The organism is Citreicoccus inhibens, assembly GCF_019039035.1.
In the GTDB taxonomy this organism is placed as follows: Bacteria; Myxococcota; Myxococcia; order Myxococcales; family Myxococcaceae; genus Citreicoccus; species Citreicoccus inhibens.
The window spans coordinates 1-15,665 of record NZ_JAHNZT010000010.1 but is presented as its reverse complement, the minus strand read 5'-3'; the positions used below and the strand labels follow the sequence as shown (position 1 = coordinate 15,665).

Sequence of the window (15,665 nt, the reverse complement as noted above, 5' to 3'; positions counted from 1 at the left end):
AGGCTCACGTTGATGGACGCGTTCGACCTGGTGCGAGAGCTGGCGGCCGTGCTGCCCGCCGACGGGTGGGTCACTGATTCCGACGTGCTCGAGGCGCATCGGCGCGATCAAGCCGAGTGGGCTCCGTCGGGACAGCCGCGCGTCCTCGTGCGGCCCAGGACGACGGAAGAGGTTCAGGCGGTGCTGCGCGTGGCGGCGGCCGGGCGGGTGCCGGTGGTGGCTCGAGGGGCGGGCTCGGGGCTGTCGGGTGGGGCGAACGCCATCGACGGTTGCATCGTGCTGTCGCTGGCGCGGATGAACCGCGTGCTGGAGGTGGACCCCGGGGGCATGGTGGCCGTCGTACAGCCCGGCGTGCTCAACGGTGCGGTCAAGGCGGCGGCGGCCGAGCATGGGCTCTGGTATGCGCCGGATCCCGCGAGCTGGGAGTTCTCGTCGATTGGCGGCAACCTGGCCACCAACGCGGGTGGGTTGTGCTGCGTGAAGTACGGCGTGACGGGAGACTCGGTGCTCGGGCTGGAGGTGGTGCTCGCGGATGGCTCCGTAGTGCGCACCGGGGGCCGCACGGTGAAGAACGTGGCGGGCTATGACCTCACGCGCCTGTTCATCGGCTCCGAGGGCACGCTTGGCGTCATCACCGAGGCCACGCTGCGGCTGCGTCCTCGTCCGCCGCGAGCCACCACGCTCGTGGCGTCATTCCCCACCTTGGTCTCCGCGGGGACGGCGGTGGCGGACATCATGCGCGCGACGCGGCCCTCGCTGCTCGAACTCATGGATCGCGCCACCGTGCGCGCCGTCGAGGCTTGGAAGCCCATGGGGCTGGATGTCGAGGCCGCGGCGCTGCTGCTCGCGCGCTCGGACGCGGGCGGTGAGCAGGGAGTGGCGGAAATTGAACAGATGCGCGCGAGCTGTGAGCGGGCGGGCGCGACCTTCGTGATGAGCACCGCGGACGAGGCCGAGGGCGAGCTGCTCATAGGCGCGCGTCGCTTCGCGTTCCCCGCGTTGGAGCATCAGGGGGCCACGCTGCTCGACGACGTGGCCGTGCCGCTGTCTCGCATCGCGGACCTCTTCGCGGCGGTGGAGCGGATCGCCGCGGAGCGACAGGTGCTCATCGGGACCTTTGGCCACGCGGGCGATGGGAACATGCATCCCACGGTCGTCTTCGATCGCGAGGACCCGGTGGCACTGACGCGCGCGAAGCAGGCCTTCGACGATATCCTCCAAGCGGCGCTGGCCTTGGGGGGAACCATCACCGGCGAGCATGGCGTGGGGTCGCTCAAGCGGGCGTTCCTGGGCGTGCAGCTGGGGCCCACGTCGATGCGCTTGCATGAGACGATCAAACGCGCGGTGGATCCGCACGGCCTGCTCAACCCCGGCAAGATGCTCTAGAGGAACCATGAACCGGAGTTCGCTCTCGTTGTCCCGTTTTGTCTCGTGCCTCGCGGTGCTGGCGCTCTGCTCGCTGTCGTGTGAGCAGAAGTCCGCGCGCGGCTCGGAGCCTGCGCCCGCGCCCGCCACCGAGCGGACGCCCGCGGAGCAAGGCCCCATCCTCATTGGTACCATCGGAAGTCTCACGGGCTCCGAGGCCGCGTTCGGCACGGTGGTGCTGGATGGCATCCGGTTCGCGGTGGAGGAGGCGAACGCGGCGGGCGGAATTCGCGGCCGCCCCGTGGCGCTCCGCTCCTATGACAGCCAGGGTCGCATCGAGGAGTCCGTGGCCGCGGCCAAGCGGTTGCTGACGCAGGACGCTGTCCCGGTCATCCTCGGGGATGTGACGTCCTCGGGCTCACTGGCCATCGCGGACGCGGCGCAGGCGGCGCATGTGCCCATGGTGACGCCGTCCTCCACGCACCCCGACGTGACGAAGAAGGGGGACTACATCTTCCGCACCTGCTTCATCGATCCGTTCCAGGGCGGTGCGATGGCGCGCTTCGCCCGGGAGCAGCTGGGCCTGGAGCGCGTGGCGGTGCTCCATGACGCGAAGAACGCCTCGTCGCTCGGGTTGAGCGAGGCCTTCATCGAGGCCTTCCGCAAGCGCGGCGGCACGGTGGTCTCGGTGGAGAGCTACGCGAAGGGCGACACGGACTACCGCGCGCCGCTGCTCGCGGTGAAAAAGACGAAGCCGCAGGCCATCTACCTGCCGGGCTTCTACAGTGAGGTGGGCGTCATCGCCCGACAGGCGCGCGAGCTGGGCCTCACGGTTCCGCTCTTGGGGGGCGATGGATGGGAGTCCGATCGCCTCTTCGAGCTGGCGGGGAGCGCGGTGGAGGGGGCGTACTATTCCTCGCACTACGCCGAGGACAACCCGGCGCCCGAGCTGCAACGCTTCATCACCGCGTTCCGCGCGCGCTATGGCCGCTTCCCCGAGGCCGCGTCCGCGCTGGGCTATGACGCGGCGAAGGTGGTGCTCGCCGCCATGGCGCGCGCACCCACGCTCTCCGGGCCCGCGCTTCGAGACGCCATCGCGGCCACCAAGGACTTCCCGGGGGCGACGGGGACCCTCACGCTGGATGCGAGCCGCAACCCCGTGAAGCCCGCCGTCATCCTGACCCTCAAGGAGGGGAAGCGGAGGTTCGCGGCGGCCGTGACGCCCTGACTCACTCGTCCACGTTCACCACGATGGTGTCGGCCATGAGGTCGTGCAGGCACCGGCGGTCGTTGCCGAAGATGAACATCGGGTCAACGATGCTGAGCACGCTGCAGAACGAGCCCACCAAGGTTGGAATCACGTTGCGCAGGACGATGATGCGCGCCGTGTCCGCGCGGCTTCCGTCCAGGCGCACCACTTTGATTCTCATCATGCGCTTGCCGATGCTCTGCCCGGATTGATGGACGCGCACGCACTGGAACACCAGGGCGCCCAGGGTCCCGAGGATGCCCAAGAGAATCAGGGGGACGGCGGCGCTGTCCTCGTCCTCGAACATGCCCCCCAGGATTCCCAGCACGAGGATCGGGGCATAGACGACGATCTGGTCGATGAGGTTCGCGGCGAAGCGGGTGCCGCGCTCCGCCAACTGGTGCGTCGGCGCACAGCCCACGCAGTAGACGCTGGCGTCATAGCCGGGGCGCTTGCACTCGGCGCAGGCGTAGCTGCCGCAACGGGAGCAGATGGCGATGGCGAGGACGTCCTCGTGGAGCGCACAGCGGGCGCCCTCGGGTGAGGCGTCATTCAAGGGGTCGAGCGACATGGCCCCATCGCATACCGGGGGCGGAGCTTCGAGTTCAACTCCCCCCTCTCGGGTGCTTGTCCTCACTTCTTCTTGAAGAGGGACTCCGCCGCGTTCAGCAAGGCGTCCCGGCTCTCCTTGGCGTGAAGTCCCCCCTGGCCCAACTGGAACAGCTCGCAGAAGTTGGCCTCGTCCTTGTCCTTGGGCACTTCCGCGAAGGGCTCCTTGCAGGCCTTGGCGACCGTTGGGTCGAAGTGCCGGCAGTTGCGACACGAGCGCAGGTCCTCCCCGCAGCCCGGGCAGGTATCTCGCCGGCCCACCTGATTGGCGATGATGTCGAGCGAGCGTCCACAGTGCGCGCAGCCGGGCATGGTCCCTCCTGGACGAGTGGGGACGCATCCTGCCAGAGCCACGGCGCGACGCGGACAGACTCAGCGCTGCGGGCTGGGCGTGAGCGCCCGGGCGGCCGCTCGCGGGTCCACGGGCTCGGGTGCCAACGGGGCGGCGGCGTCCTGGAGCTGCTCGTCCAGTCGCTTGAGGAGGAACAGGACATAGGCCCCGAGCGCCGAGAGCACCGCGGTCAGGATGCCCAGCAGCATGCCTCGCTGCCAGAGCGCCGCCCGCTCCAGGACGACGCGTCGGGCCGTGAAGGTCTTGAGCTGCGCGTCCGCCACGGTGCCATCCAGCAGTTGCGCGTACTCCGTGGCCTGGGCGCTGCCTCGGGCCATCAGCCAGCGGCCTTCGGACTGGAGCGCCTCGGCACGCACGTAGCAGAAGGCCGCACCCCCGCCCGCGAGAAGCGAGATGCACAGCGCCGCCGTCACGCTCCGGGTGCCCATGAAATCACCCCTCCGGAAGTCCGTCCGTTGCGCGGGTGCGGACACCCACGGCTGCTCCGGCTTTCCGAAGACAGTAGCGGATGGTAGGGACCGCTCCTGCCATGGGCAAGCCCTACCGTCCTAAAGACCACTATTTCCAGAAAGCCAAGCAAGAAGGGTTGAGGGCGCGTTCCGCCTTCAAGGTGGATGAAATCCTCAAGCGCCTGCCCGTGGTGAAGAAGGGCGGCGCGGTGTTGGACCTGGGGGCCGCGCCCGGCGGCTTCTTGCAGATCCTCGTGGACGTGGTGGGCCCCACGGGGCGGATCATCGGCGTGGACATCGTCGCCATCCGTCCGTTCTCGCAGAAGTTCGTGCAGACGGCGGTGCTGGACGTGCTAGCGGATGACTTCGACGCGAAGCTGGCGGCGATGTACGACGGGCCCTTCGACGCGGTCATCTCGGACATGGCGCCCAAGACGAGCGGCATCAAGGCCACGGACGAGGCGCGCAGCCTGCGGCTCGCGGGCAAGGCGCTGGAAGTCGCGGCGACGCGAGGGCGGCCCGGCTCGTCATTCGTGGCGAAGGTGTTCATGGGGGGCGACTTCGAGCAGTTCCGCAATGATGTCCGCACGCACTTCGAAGACGTGAAGATCATTCGTCCGGAGGCCACGCGCGGCGCGAGCATGGAGGTCTACGTGGTGGGTCTGCGCCGACGCGCTGCCTCGCCCGCGCCCGCGCCGTAACGCGCGCGAGGGAACGCGCGGGGGCCCGGCAGCGTCTAGAGTGCCGGCCATGTTCGACATCCCGCGCCTGGGGGCGCTCGTCTCGACGCTGTCTCTACTCTCGCTCGTGTTGTGCTCGGCGCCCGCCGCGGCGCAGGGGGGCTCGCTCCCGACGTGGGCGACCATCGAACAACAGGTGAGGGAGCAAAAGCTGGAGGCCGCCGCGCAAGGCGCCGAGGCCCGCCTCACCCAGGCGAAGGCCCGCGCCGACGAGGCGGAGTGGACGCGCGCGCTCGTGCGCACGGTGCAGCTGCGCACGGCGCTGCATGGCTACGAGACGGCGGTGCGGTTCCTGCGCGAGCAGCCCTGGCCCAAGGGCGCGCTGTCCCGCGCGACGCTGAACCTCGTCTATGCGAACTCGCTCGTCACCTACGCGAGCGCCTACAGCTGGGAGGTTCGCCAGCGAGAGCAGGTGACCTCCAGCGGCCCCGTGGACCTCAAGGCCTGGACGCACGCGCAAATCCTCACCGAGGCGAACCGCGCCTACGCGGACGTGTGGAAGGACCGCGACGCGCTGGGCGCCGAGCCCGTGAAGGCGCTGGCCGAGTACATCCAGCCGAACACCTATCCCGCGGGCATCCGCTCCACGCTGCGCGATGCCGTGACGTACCTGTGGGTGGGCCTGCTGGCGGACAGCAGCAACTGGCGCCCCGAGGATGCCAACGAGGTATTCCGGTTGGATCCGCGGACCCTGTTGGAGCAGTCGCCCACGGTGGCCCTGTTGGGCCCCTCGGTCCATCCGCTGGTGAAGGTGACGTCGCTGCTGGGGGACCTGGAGGCGTGGCACCGCGCGGCGGGGCGGCGCGAGGCGACGCTGGAGGCCCGGCTAAAGCGCTACGAGATTCTCCACTCGAACTTCAGCGAGGCGGAGGACCAGGCGCGCGTGCGTCAGCACCTCGCCGCGTACCTGCCTCCCTTCCGCGACACCGCGTGGTGGGCCATGGGCCAGGCGCAGCTCGCGGACTTCGAGAACGCGGCGGACCATGGCGTTCGTGCGCATGCGCTCGCGGCCGAGTGCGCCGCGGCCTATCCGGAGTCGGTGGGCGGCGAGCGGTGCTTGATGGTGCAGAAGTCCATGGAGGCGCCCAACTACGCGATCGACGCCATGCGCTCGGATGGCGCGGGAAAGCGCTCGCTGGAGGTGACGCATCGCAACCTCCCCACGCTGTACTTCCGCGCGTTCTTGCTCGACGTCGACAAGCAGCTCTCCAAGGTGGATGACTACAACCTGCTGCCGTATGGGGATTCGCTGCGGCATCTCATCGACACGCAGCGGCCGGTGGCCACGTGGAGCACCGCGCTGCCCGCGACGACGGACTTTCGCGACCACCGCACGTTCGTGGTGCCGCCCCTGACGAAGTCGGGGACCTATGTCATCGCGGCCTCCGCGCGCGAGGACTTCAAGGAGAAGGGCAACCGGGTGTTGAGCGTCGCCTTCACGGTGACGCCGTGGGTGCTGCTCTCGCGCATGGAGGACGGGAGACACTTGAGCGCGCGCGTCGTGGACGGCGCGACGGGGAAGCCAGTCCCCGAGGTGGAGCTGCGGCTGGTGCTCGCGGACTATCGCCAGGGCTTCCGCGAGGTGGCGGTGCGGCGCACGGATGCTCGGGGCGAGGCCACCTTCGAGTCGCCGGACGGGCTCATGTATCGAGGCTTCTTCCTCGTCGCCGGGCGCGGGCCCGACGCGCTGCTGAATCTCGGCAGCATCTCGTTCCAACAGGAGCGGCCGCCCGAGTCCGATGAGTTGCGCACGCTGGTGTTCACCGACCGGAGCATCTACCGCCCGACCCAGAAGGTGTTGTGGAAGGTCGTGTCGTTCAAGGGCCGGGGAGACCAGGCGCGCTATCAGACGCAGCCGGATGCGCCGGTCACGGTGTCCTTGGTGGATCCGAACTACCAGGTCGTGGAGACGCGGGAGGTCCGCACCAACGCGTTCGGCTCGGTGGCAGGGGAGTTCACCATTCCCACGGGACGCGTGCTGGGGGCATGGCAGGTGACAACGCAGCCCAACGGGGCCGCGATGATCCGCGTGGAGGAGTACAAGCGGCCCACGTTCGAGGTGACGCTGAAGGATCCGGATGGTTCGCTGCGCCTCAACCGGCCCGCGACCTTCGTGGGGGAGGCTCGCTATTACTTCGGCCTGCCGGTGGCGAGCGGCACGGTGCGCTGGCGCGTGTCGCGCGAGCCGGTGCTTCCCTGGTGGTGGTTCTGGAGCGGCTTCGGTCGGGTGAACACCCAGCAGCAGGTGGTGGCCTCGGGAACGTCCTCGCTGGGCGAGGATGGCACCTTCAAGGTCACCTTCACTCCCGAGGCGGATGAGCGCTCGGCGCGCTCCCCGGAGGTGACATGGCGTTACCGCGTGGAGGCGGATGCGACGGACGAGGGCGGTGAGACGCGCTCGGCCAGTCGTGGCTTCCGGTTGGGCTTCGTGGCGGTGGAAGGGCGGGTGGATACGGACGAGGGCTTCATCCGCGAGGGGGCCACTCCCGAAGTGCGCCTGATGCGCTCCACGCTCGACGGCACGCCGCTCGCGGGCGCGGGACGTTGGCGGCTGGTGGCGCTCAAGCAGCCCGCGACGCCGGTGCTGCCCGCGGAGGCGCCGATGGTTCCCCCGACGCCCATCGACACGAAGGACCCTGACGTGGTGCTGACGCCGACGCCGGGAGACGCCCTGCGTCCGCGTTGGGCCGAGCCCGGCGCGACCGAGGCCAGCCTGCGTGCGTGGGCGGATGGCGCGGAGCAGGCGCAAGGCAACGTGCAGCACGGCGCGGATGGCGTGGCCCGGGTGAAGCTGCCCTCGCTGCGACCGGGCGCCTATCGCCTGCACTACGAGACGCAGGATGCCTTCGGTCAGAAGTTCACCACAGCGAAGGAGCTGCTCGTGGCGGGCGCGCGCGCGCCCATCGCGCTCCCGTCGTTCCTGGCGCTGGAGCACCCCTCGGTTCGCGTGGGAGAGGTCGCGCGGTTGCTGGCCTTCTCCGGCTTCGAGGGGCAGCCGATGGTGCTGGAGCTGTTCCAGGGAGATCGCCGAATCGAGCGGCGCGAGCTGACAGGAGGCAAGTCGCCCGCCGTGGTGGAGGTGCCCGTGACGGAGGCGCTCCGTGGCGGCTTCACGGCGGTGCTCTCCATGGTGAGGGATTGGCAGTTCCTGCACACCTCGCAGACGGTGCTCGTGCCCTATGACGACAAGGAGCTGAGCATCGAGTTCGCCACGTTCCGGGACACGCTGCGCCCCGGCGCGAAGGAGACCTTCCGCGTGAGCGTGAAGGGCCCGAAGGGCGCGAAGGTGGAGGCGGGCGCCGCGGAGCTGCTCGCCTATATGTACGATCAGTCGTTGGACTTGTTCGGACCGCACCAGCCGCCCGCCGTCGCGGACCTGTATCCACAGCGCGCGGGGTGGGTGAGCTTCGGCTCCACGCTCGGGATGATGCCGGCTTCCTGGGTCTTCGACTCGGGGCTGGCGATCATTCCTTCCTGGTCCGCGCCCGAGCCGGATCGTCTGCGCTTCGAGGAGGGGTATGGCATTGGCGGTCCGGGCGAGCGGTACAGCGGGCTCGTCAGCGGCACCCTGGGGGGCGTGCGCAAGAAGGCGATGCGCGCGGTGGATGCCGAGTTCGGGTCCGCTCCGGGAGCGCCGCCGCCTCCTCCCGCGCCAGTTGGGGCCTTGCGTGAGGAGTCGCGTGCCGCCGCGCTGGCGGGGGAGCGTGAGGCACCCGCGACCAGCGCCAAGTCGGCGGGGGGTGTGTCTGGCCAAGCCGCGCCGGCGGTGGCGATGCGCTCGCGCTTCGAGGAGACGGCCTTCTGGATTCCGCAGGTGCTCACGGGGCCGGATGGCTCGGCGTCGCTGGAGTTCACCGTGCCGGACTCGGTGACGGCCTGGAGTGTTTGGGTGCACGCGCTCACGCGGGACCTGAAGGGCGGCTCGGTGCAGCGCACCACGCGAAGCGTGAAGGAGCTCATGGTGCGCCCGTACCTGCCTCGCTTCCTGCGCGAGGGCGACAGCGCGGTGCTGGAGGTCGTGGTGAACAATGCCTCCACGCAGACTCAGCAGGGCACGCTCACGCTCGACATCACGGACCCGGAGACGCAGAAGGGCTTGCTCGCGGACTTTGGCGTGTCAACGCCGAGTCAGGCGTTCACCGTGGCGCCAGGGAAGGGGACGCACCTGCGCTTCGCGCTCACCACGCCCACGCGCGTGGGGCCGGTGGCCTTCCGGGTCGTGGCCCGCACGGCGGGCTTCAGCGACGGCGAGCTGCGTCCGCTGCCCGTGCTGCCCGGTCGCATGCACCTGGCGCAGTCGCGCTTCGTCACGCTGCACGGCAAGGACAAGAAGGTGATGACCTTCGATGACCTGCGAAAGGGCGGTGACCCCTCGCGCGTGAACGAGCAGCTCGTCGTCACGGTGGACACGCAGCTCTTCTATTCCGCGCTCCAGGCGCTGCCGTACCTGGTGAACTATCCCTACGAGTGCACCGAGCAGACGCTCAATCGCTTCGTGTCGTCGGGCATCCTCTCCAGCCTGTACAGCCGCTACCCTGCGGTCGCGACCATGGCGAAGAAGTTGAGCCAGCGTCCGACCCGCTTCGAGACGTGGGACGCGGTGGACCCCAACCGGAAGATGGCCCTGGAAGAGACGCCCTGGCTGCAGATGGCCCGGGGCGGCGAAGAGTCCGAGGGCGAGCTGGTGCGCGTGTTGGATCCCCGCGTGGCGAACGCGGAGCGCGCGGCGGCCATGGACCGGTTGAGCAAGTCGCAGACTTCCAGCGGCGGCTTCCCGTGGTGGCCGGGCGGACCGCCGTCGCCGTACATGACGCTGTACATCGTGCATGGCCTGTCGCGCGCGATGGAGTACGGCGTGGAGGTTCCACAGGACATGACCCAGCGCGCCTGGGGCTACCTGGCCCGGCACTTCCGCGAGGAGTACGCCGGCAAGCTCATGAAGAAGGACACGGGCTGGGAGTTCCTCACGTTCCTCAACTACACGGCGTCGGCGTACCCGGACTCGAACTACACGGGCCAGGCGCTCACGCCCGCCGAGCGCCAGCGCATCCTCGACTTCAGCTTCAAGCACTGGAAGGAGCACTCGCCGTACCTCAAGGGCTTCCTCGCGCTGACGCTGCACCGCTCGCGGCGGGAGAAGGACGCGCAGCGCGTCTGGGACAGCGTGATGGACTCGGCGAAGACGAGCGAGGAGCTGGGGACGTATTGGGCTCCGGAGGACCGTGGCTGGCTCTGGTACAACGACACCACCGAGTCCCACGCGTTCGCGCTGCGCACGTTGATGGAGCTGCGCCCGAAGGACTCTCGCCGCGACGGGCTGGTGCAGTGGCTGCTGCTCGACAAGAAGCTGAACCACTGGAAGTCCACGCGCGCGACCGCGGAGGCGCTCTACGCGCTCGTGAAGTACCTGGAGTCGGAAGGCGCGCTGGGCGTGCGCGAGGATGCCCGCGTGACGGTGGGCCCCAAGGTGGTGGAGATGTCCTTCGCTCCGGAGGAGTACACGGGGAAGAAGAACCAGGTCGTGCTCCAGGGCAGCGAGGTCTCCCCCGCGACGGCGACGACGGTGGTGGAGAAGACGACGCCGGGCTTCGCGTTCGCCTCGACGACGTGGAGCTTCTCCACGGAGAAGCTGCCCGAGGAAGAGCGCGGAGACTTCTTCCACGTGTCCCGTCGGTACTTCCGCCGGGGGCATGAGGGGCGCGAGGCCACGTTGCAGCCGCTGGAGGAAGGCGCGGTGCTCCAGCCCGGTGATGAGGTGGAGGTGCAGCTCTCGCTGCGCACCAAGCACGCTGCGGAGTACGTGCACCTGAGGGACCCGCGCGCCGCGGGCCTGGAGCCCGAGAACGCACAGTCCCGCCACAAGTGGGACCTGGGCATCGTCTGGTACGAGGAGACGCGCGACTCGGGGACGAACTTCTTCTTCGAGTGGCTGCCGGCCGGTGAGTACACGTTCAAGTACCGGCTGCGCGCGAACATGGCCGGCACGTTCCGGGTGAGCCCCGCCACGGTTCAGTCCATGTACGCGCCGGAGTTCACGGCGTACTCCACCGGCTCGCGCCTCACGGTCGCGCCGAGCAAGTAGTCCTCCAACGGGCGCGCGCCGGTCCCTCGCGAGGGGGCGCGGCGCGCGCCTGACCTACTCCGAGCAGGTCGTGGCTTCGTCGGTGGGGTAGAGCGACGCGATGCCGTAGGTGCCGTTGCGCGTGCCGCACCAGATGCGCCACGCCGAGCCCCCGAGGTCCGGTGCGCTGTACACGCCGCCCTCCTTCTTCGCGCCACCGCGCGCGCAGCACCGGACGAAGGCGCGCGTGCCGATGGCCGCGATGCTCACCGCGTCCTGCGTGCGCTGGAAGCCACCCATCCGCTTCTCACCACAGGACCACGGCGCCACGCCGCGGAATGTGATGCGGTACTGCTCTCCCTGGAGGGCATTGCCACCGCGCGCCGGGCCGCCGTAGCAAATCTTCCCTTCGGCCTCGAGCTGCGCGTAGCGGGGCAGGAAGTGCAGTCCACCAATGGGGCCGCGCTCCCAGTCGTCTCCGCAGAACACGTGCGTGAAGGCATTGCGCGGGCCGGTGCTCACCCAGAGGCGGGTGAGCCACTCGATGTTGGCTTGCTTCGAGCCCGCGCGCCCCGCCGCGGAGAGCGCGCGTTGGATGCGCGCGTCGTCATGGTGCCGGGCGAAGAAGCGCTGCACGTCGCCCGCGCTCACGCTGACGTCCGGGCGCGCGGGGCACATGTCGAGCACCTCTCGGTCCAGCGGGGAGAGGGCAGGGGGGGGCGCGAAGAGGGGCGCGTGGTCGCACGTGGTGGCGCAGCCCGTGGCGCCCTTCCAAGTCACCGGCGCGGCGGGCTCCTGTCGCGGCTCTTCGGCCGCGGGAGGGCGCCGTCCGGACTCCTGCATCGCGGAGTTCGCATGGTCCGCGGCCACCAGCGCCTGAGCTCCCACCGGGGGCGTCACGGCTGGCGCTGGTGCGCCGTCGCAGCGCACCCAACCCTCGGCGGTGGGGCCCTTCAGCTTGCACCACGCGCGATTGGGCCCACCCTTCTTGATGAGGGGATAGGAGACCCCGGGCTCCACGATGAAGACGACGGTCTTCGACTCGGGCTGCTCCACCGCGTCCTCGGGGACTTCCGACACGAAGGCCCCGGAGGCCCAAGCGGGGAGCGCGAGGAGGACGAGGACCGGGACACAGGCGGACAGCGGCAGGGACACGCGCATGGCGCGTCCCAGCCTATCGCAACTCCACGCGGGCACTCGGCGCGGGGCTCAGGCCAGCTTGACGCGCGCGGCCTTCAGCTTGCCCACCTGCACCGTGTACTCGCCGGCGCCCAGCTCCGCCTTGGGGTCCGTGACCTTCTCGCCGTTGACCCGGACACCGCCCTGGGCCATCAGCTTGCGCGCCTCGGTGGCCGAGGCCACCAGCTTCGTCTCGGGCAGCACCTTGATGACGGGCAGCTTCTCGGCACCCGCGAGTGACAGCTCGACGAGCGGCAGGTCCTCCGCGGTCAGCTCCTTCTTGGCGAAGCGCTTCTCGAAGTCCTCCGCGGCCTTGCGTCCGGCCTCGGGGCCCTGGAAGCGCGCGGCCATCTCCTCCGCGAAGCCCGTCTTGGCCACCTTGGGGTGCACCTCGCCGCGCTGCACCTTGGCGCGCAGCTCGTGCACCTCTCTCAGCGGCATCGACGACAACAGCTCGTAGTACCGCCACATCAGGTCGTCGGTGATGCTCATCAACTTGCCGAAGATCTGCTCGGCCGGCTCATTGATGCCCACGTAGTTGTCCAGGCTCTTGGACATCTTGTCGCCGACAATCTTTCCGTCGACGAGCTTCGCGCTGAGCCCCTCGAGGATGGGGCCGGTCATGATGACCTGCGGCTCCATGCCTTCCTCCTTCATGAGCTGCCGGCCCACGAGCAGGTTGAAGAGCTGATCCGTCGCGCCCAGCTCCACGTCCGCCTTGAGCGCCACCGAGTCCCAACCCTGCAAGAGCGGGTAGAGGAACTCGTGGATGGCGATGGAGAGGTTGTCGCGGAAGCGCTTCTTGAAGTCGTCGCGCTCCAGCATGCGCTGCACCGAGTAGCGCGAGGCGAGCTTGATCATCCCCTCGGTGCCGAGCTGATCGAGCCACTCGGAGTTGAAGCGGACCACCGTCTTGTCGGGGTCCAACACCTTGAAGACCTGCTGCTTGTACGTCTCCGCGTTCGTCTTCACCTCGTCGCGGGTGAGGGCCGGGCGCGTGGTGTTCTTCCCCGTGGGGTCGCCGATGAGCGCGGTGAAGTCTCCGATGAGGAACACCACCGTGTGGCCGAACTCCTGGAAGCGCCGCATGCGCGTGAGCAGCAGCGAGTGGCCCAGGTGGAGGTCCGGACGGCTCGGGTCGAAGCCCGCCTTGATGATGAGCGGCTTGCCCTTCTCATACGAGCGCTGGAGCTTCTTCTTCAGGTCCTCGGGCACCTGGAGATCCACGGTGCCTCGGGTGACTTCTTCGAACTGCTCCTCGGGAGTGGCCTTGCGCAGCGCGTCCGGATTCATGGCGCGGCGGACGTTACCTGAAAGCCCTCCCGAAGCGGCGGACTTCCCGCGCGCTCCCGGGGCTCAGGTTCCGGGCAGACGCTCACGTACGCGCTCGATGCCCCGCGCGAGTCCGGTGGCCTCGTCGATGTCCACCACCACACCTTGCAGGTACACGAGCCCCGTGGCCACCTCATGGGGCATGCGGCGCTCGGTGACGAAGCGCTCCACGGACTGCTCCTTGCGGACCCCGATGACCGAGTCCAGCGGGCCACACATGCCCACGTCCGTGATGAACGCCGTCCCTCCGGGGAGCACGCGCTCGTCCGCGGTCTGCACATGCGTGTGCGTGCCCACCACGGCGGAGACGCGGCCGTCCAGGAACACGCCCATGGCGTTCTTCTCGCTGGTGGCCTCGCAGTGCATGTCCACCAGGATGCAGGGCGTCTGCTGGCGGAGCCCCTCCACCAGTCCCTGCGCGACGAGGAAGGGGTTGTCGAGCGGCTTCATGAAGACGCGCCCCTCCAGGTTGATGACGCCCAACGCACGACCATCCGGCAGGCGCACTAGGCCGTGGCCCAGTCCCGGTGTCCCCTTGGGGTAGTTGGCCGGACGCAGCAGCAGGTCCGGGTGCTCCTGGATCCACGGGAGGATCTGCTTCTTGCTCCAGAAGTGATTGCCGCTGGTCAAGAGCCGCACGCCACTGGCGAGCAGCGCCTCGGCGGTGTCAGGGGTGATGCCGGCGCCCAGGTCGCTGTTCTCCGCGTTGGCGATGGCGATGTCCACGCCATGCCGCGAGAGCAGCCCCGGAAGGAGCGTCTGGATCGCCTCGACGCCCGGGCGGCCCATCACATCGCCCATGAAGAGGACCTTCACGTGTCGACGAACTCCCAGTCTCGGTGCAGGCCGCGCAGGGATTCGGCCTCCGTCACCACCAGGTCCATGTCGACGTCGTCGCTGGTGGTGGGGAGCACCTCGATGATCTGGTCGCTGAATGCCAGACCGATGCGGCGGCTGCGGGCGCTCGCGGCGCGCAAGGTGGCGTCGTAGTAGCCGCCCCCGCGACCCAGTCGCTTGCCGTCCCGGCTGAAGCCCAGGCCCGGAACGACGAACAGATCAATCTGGTCCACGGGGATCAGGTCCGAGGAGTTCGACGGCTCGCGAACGCCCAGTCGTCCCGGCTCCAGCTCCGCCTCGGACTTGATGGCCCGGAAGGAGAGGATGCGCCCGTGAACATGTGAGAGGGGATAGCAGACGACCTTGTCGTCCTGGAGGGCCGCGATGAGGATGTCCCGCGTGGGGACCTCGCCCCGGATGGGGGCATAGAGCGCCACCGTCCGAGCCCGCTGGTAGTAGGGCGTCGCCAGAAATCGAGACTGGACCTTGAGCCCCCGCACGTCGATGAGGTCCGGGGTCATCGCCTTGCGGCGCGCCGTCAGTTCCTCACGCAGCGTCTGCTTCCTCGCCGCCGCCTCTTCCACCGCCGTCTCGCTCACCGCCGCCGCTCCCCCGAAAAAAAGTCCCCCGCCGTATGGCCGTGTGCCCAGCGTCCATTGAACCCTAAAAGCCAGGTGGGGACCGAAGTCATGCCGCCGCAGGCTTCCCTCATCCCCGTGAGGGGGAGGGCTTGCACATGGCGACCGAAACGGACCCCGGAATGGACGTATCGGTTCGAATTTCTGCTGGGCATCACGCGCCCCGCAGGGGACAACCCTTCCTGCAACTTTTATCTCTAAGCTCTCGAAACTGCTGGGAAAACCCAGAGAAGTCTTCCGAAATGATAAGGACGTGGGAGCGTGCGGTCAAGGCGTCCTCGCGCGTTTACAACCCAGGCGAGGGCCCCCTATGATAGCGCCGCCCCTGCATGGCGCCCCCGTTTCCAACATTGGGTCTCGCGGCGATTCTCAGCGTCGCTCCCTGCCTTGCTTGGGCGGGCGCGACGATTGACGGCCTCTACCAAGGGGATGCGTTCGGCGCCGTGAATTTTCACACTGAGGGTGACCACCTGGTGGGCATGCCTGCTCCCAATGGGCCCTGCGGTTTCGACACGCGGCAGACGCTGCTTACCGGGGAGTTCCAGGGAAACATCGTCATGGCTTCGCTGACGGTGTGCCAGACCGGGCCGCGGTGTTCCTCGGCGCAGACGTATCCGGTGCTCTTCGTGGTGAATCCGGAGGATGGCGCGCTGTCGGGGACGGTGCGGCTGCAGAAGGGCTGCACGTCCCCCGCGCTCCCCCCGGTGTCGTCGGCGCTGCCGCAGACCTCGCTGCTCGTGCTCAAGGCCGCGCCCCGAGGGGCCGCCCCGCCACCGGCCGAGGCGCCGCCCGCGGGTGCGCCCGCCGCCGCGCCGGCCGCTCCGAGCGGTGGTGACACAAAACCCACATCCTCC

General features: G+C 69.1%; 11 protein-coding genes, 1 other RNA gene and 1 pseudogene. 5 read left to right on the top strand and 8 right to left on the bottom strand.

The window, feature by feature from the left end; translation table 11 throughout:
• Positions 1-12: 12 nt before the first annotated feature.
• On the top strand, positions 13-1,386 hold the full coding sequence (locus KRR26_RS14660) for an FAD-binding oxidoreductase (RefSeq protein WP_217080114.1): 1,374 nt from the start codon (positions 13-15) through the stop codon (positions 1,384-1,386).
• Between the two features lie 7 nt (positions 1,387-1,393).
• Entirely contained in the window at positions 1,394-2,593 is a 1,200-nt protein-coding gene (locus KRR26_RS14655) for an ABC transporter substrate-binding protein (protein WP_217080113.1), read from the top strand.
• A gap of 1 nt (position 2,594) precedes the next feature.
• Here the strand turns inward: KRR26_RS14655 and KRR26_RS14650 are convergent, their stop codons facing one another.
• The 3 genes from KRR26_RS14650 to KRR26_RS14640 form a co-directional block, all read right to left on the bottom strand.
• Positions 2,595-3,185: an RDD family protein gene (locus KRR26_RS14650; protein ID WP_217080112.1), complete on the bottom strand. Its 591-nt coding sequence runs from the start codon at positions 3,183-3,185 to the stop codon at positions 2,595-2,597.
• Between the two features lie 62 nt (positions 3,186-3,247).
• The gene (locus tag KRR26_RS14645) at positions 3,248-3,535 is read right to left on the bottom strand and encodes a hypothetical protein (RefSeq protein ID WP_120206856.1); all 288 of its coding nucleotides are present in this window, start codon (positions 3,533-3,535) and stop codon (positions 3,248-3,250) included.
• Between the two features lie 60 nt (positions 3,536-3,595).
• On the bottom strand, positions 3,596-4,003 hold the full coding sequence (locus KRR26_RS14640) for a hypothetical protein (RefSeq protein ID WP_120206855.1): 408 nt from the start codon (positions 4,001-4,003) through the stop codon (positions 3,596-3,598).
• A gap of 80 nt (positions 4,004-4,083) precedes the next feature.
• On the opposite strand from KRR26_RS14640, the gene KRR26_RS14635 reads away from it, so the two are divergent.
• The gene (locus tag KRR26_RS14635) at positions 4,084-4,725 is read left to right on the top strand and encodes an SAM-dependent methyltransferase (RefSeq protein WP_120206854.1); all 642 of its coding nucleotides are present in this window, start codon (positions 4,084-4,086) and stop codon (positions 4,723-4,725) included.
• 49 nt (positions 4,726-4,774) lie between these two features.
• Positions 4,775-10,846 (top strand): alpha-2-macroglobulin family protein, encoded by a 6,072-nt coding sequence (locus KRR26_RS14630; RefSeq protein WP_217080111.1) that lies wholly within the window; start codon positions 4,775-4,777, stop codon positions 10,844-10,846.
• 54 nt (positions 10,847-10,900) lie between these two features.
• Here KRR26_RS14630 and KRR26_RS14625 read toward each other — a convergent pair whose 3' ends face one another.
• The 5 genes from KRR26_RS14625 to ssrS all read right to left on the bottom strand — a co-directional run bounded on the left by KRR26_RS14625 (position 10,901) and on the right by ssrS (position 14,986).
• Positions 10,901-11,986 (bottom strand): EndoU domain-containing protein, encoded by a 1,086-nt coding sequence (locus tag KRR26_RS14625; protein ID WP_120206852.1) that lies wholly within the window; start codon positions 11,984-11,986, stop codon positions 10,901-10,903.
• 48 nt (positions 11,987-12,034) lie between these two features.
• Positions 12,035-13,297 carry a tyrosine--tRNA ligase gene (tyrS, locus tag KRR26_RS14620; RefSeq protein ID WP_217080110.1) on the bottom strand — a complete coding sequence of 421 codons (1,263 nt, stop codon included), beginning with the start codon at positions 13,295-13,297 and terminating at the stop codon, positions 12,035-12,037.
• Between the two features lie 63 nt (positions 13,298-13,360).
• Entirely contained in the window at positions 13,361-14,152 is a 792-nt protein-coding gene (locus KRR26_RS14615; RefSeq protein WP_120206850.1) for a TIGR00282 family metallophosphoesterase, read from the bottom strand.
• Positions 14,149-14,772 carry a 5-formyltetrahydrofolate cyclo-ligase gene (locus KRR26_RS14610; protein WP_120206849.1) on the bottom strand — a complete coding sequence of 208 codons (624 nt, stop codon included), beginning with the start codon at positions 14,770-14,772 and terminating at the stop codon, positions 14,149-14,151. Before KRR26_RS14610 ends, KRR26_RS14615 begins: the two co-directional genes overlap by 4 nt.
• 21 nt (positions 14,773-14,793) lie before the next feature.
• Positions 14,794-14,986, bottom strand: a non-coding RNA gene (gene ssrS / locus KRR26_RS14605) — 6S RNA.
• A 268-nt stretch (positions 14,987-15,254) separates the two neighbouring features.
• On the opposite strand from ssrS, the pseudogene KRR26_RS14600 reads away from it, so the two are divergent.
• Positions 15,255-15,665, top strand: a pseudogene (locus KRR26_RS14600) (hypothetical protein); the annotation flags it as partial.

Bases quoted from the DNA above. Each gene is read 5' to 3' on its own strand.
- KRR26_RS14650 (WP_217080112.1), bottom strand. From the start codon at position 3,185: ATGTCGCTCGACCCCTTGAATGACGCCTCACCCGAGGGCGCCCGCTGT.
- tyrS (WP_217080110.1), bottom strand. From the start codon at position 13,297: ATGAATCCGGACGCGCTGCGCAAGGCCACTCCCGAGGAGCAGTTCGAA.
- KRR26_RS14645 (WP_120206856.1), bottom strand. From the start codon at position 3,535: ATGCCCGGCTGCGCGCACTGTGGACGCTCGCTCGACATCATCGCCAAT.
- KRR26_RS14655 (WP_217080113.1), top strand. From the start codon at position 1,394: ATGAACCGGAGTTCGCTCTCGTTGTCCCGTTTTGTCTCGTGCCTCGCG.
- KRR26_RS14660 (WP_217080114.1), top strand. From the start codon at position 13: ATGGACGCGTTCGACCTGGTGCGAGAGCTGGCGGCCGTGCTGCCCGCC.
- KRR26_RS14630 (WP_217080111.1), top strand. From the start codon at position 4,775: ATGTTCGACATCCCGCGCCTGGGGGCGCTCGTCTCGACGCTGTCTCTA.
- KRR26_RS14640 (WP_120206855.1), bottom strand. From the start codon at position 4,003: ATGGGCACCCGGAGCGTGACGGCGGCGCTGTGCATCTCGCTTCTCGCG.
- KRR26_RS14635 (WP_120206854.1), top strand. From the start codon at position 4,084: ATGGTAGGGACCGCTCCTGCCATGGGCAAGCCCTACCGTCCTAAAGAC.
- KRR26_RS14625 (WP_120206852.1), bottom strand. From the start codon at position 11,986: ATGCGCGTGTCCCTGCCGCTGTCCGCCTGTGTCCCGGTCCTCGTCCTC.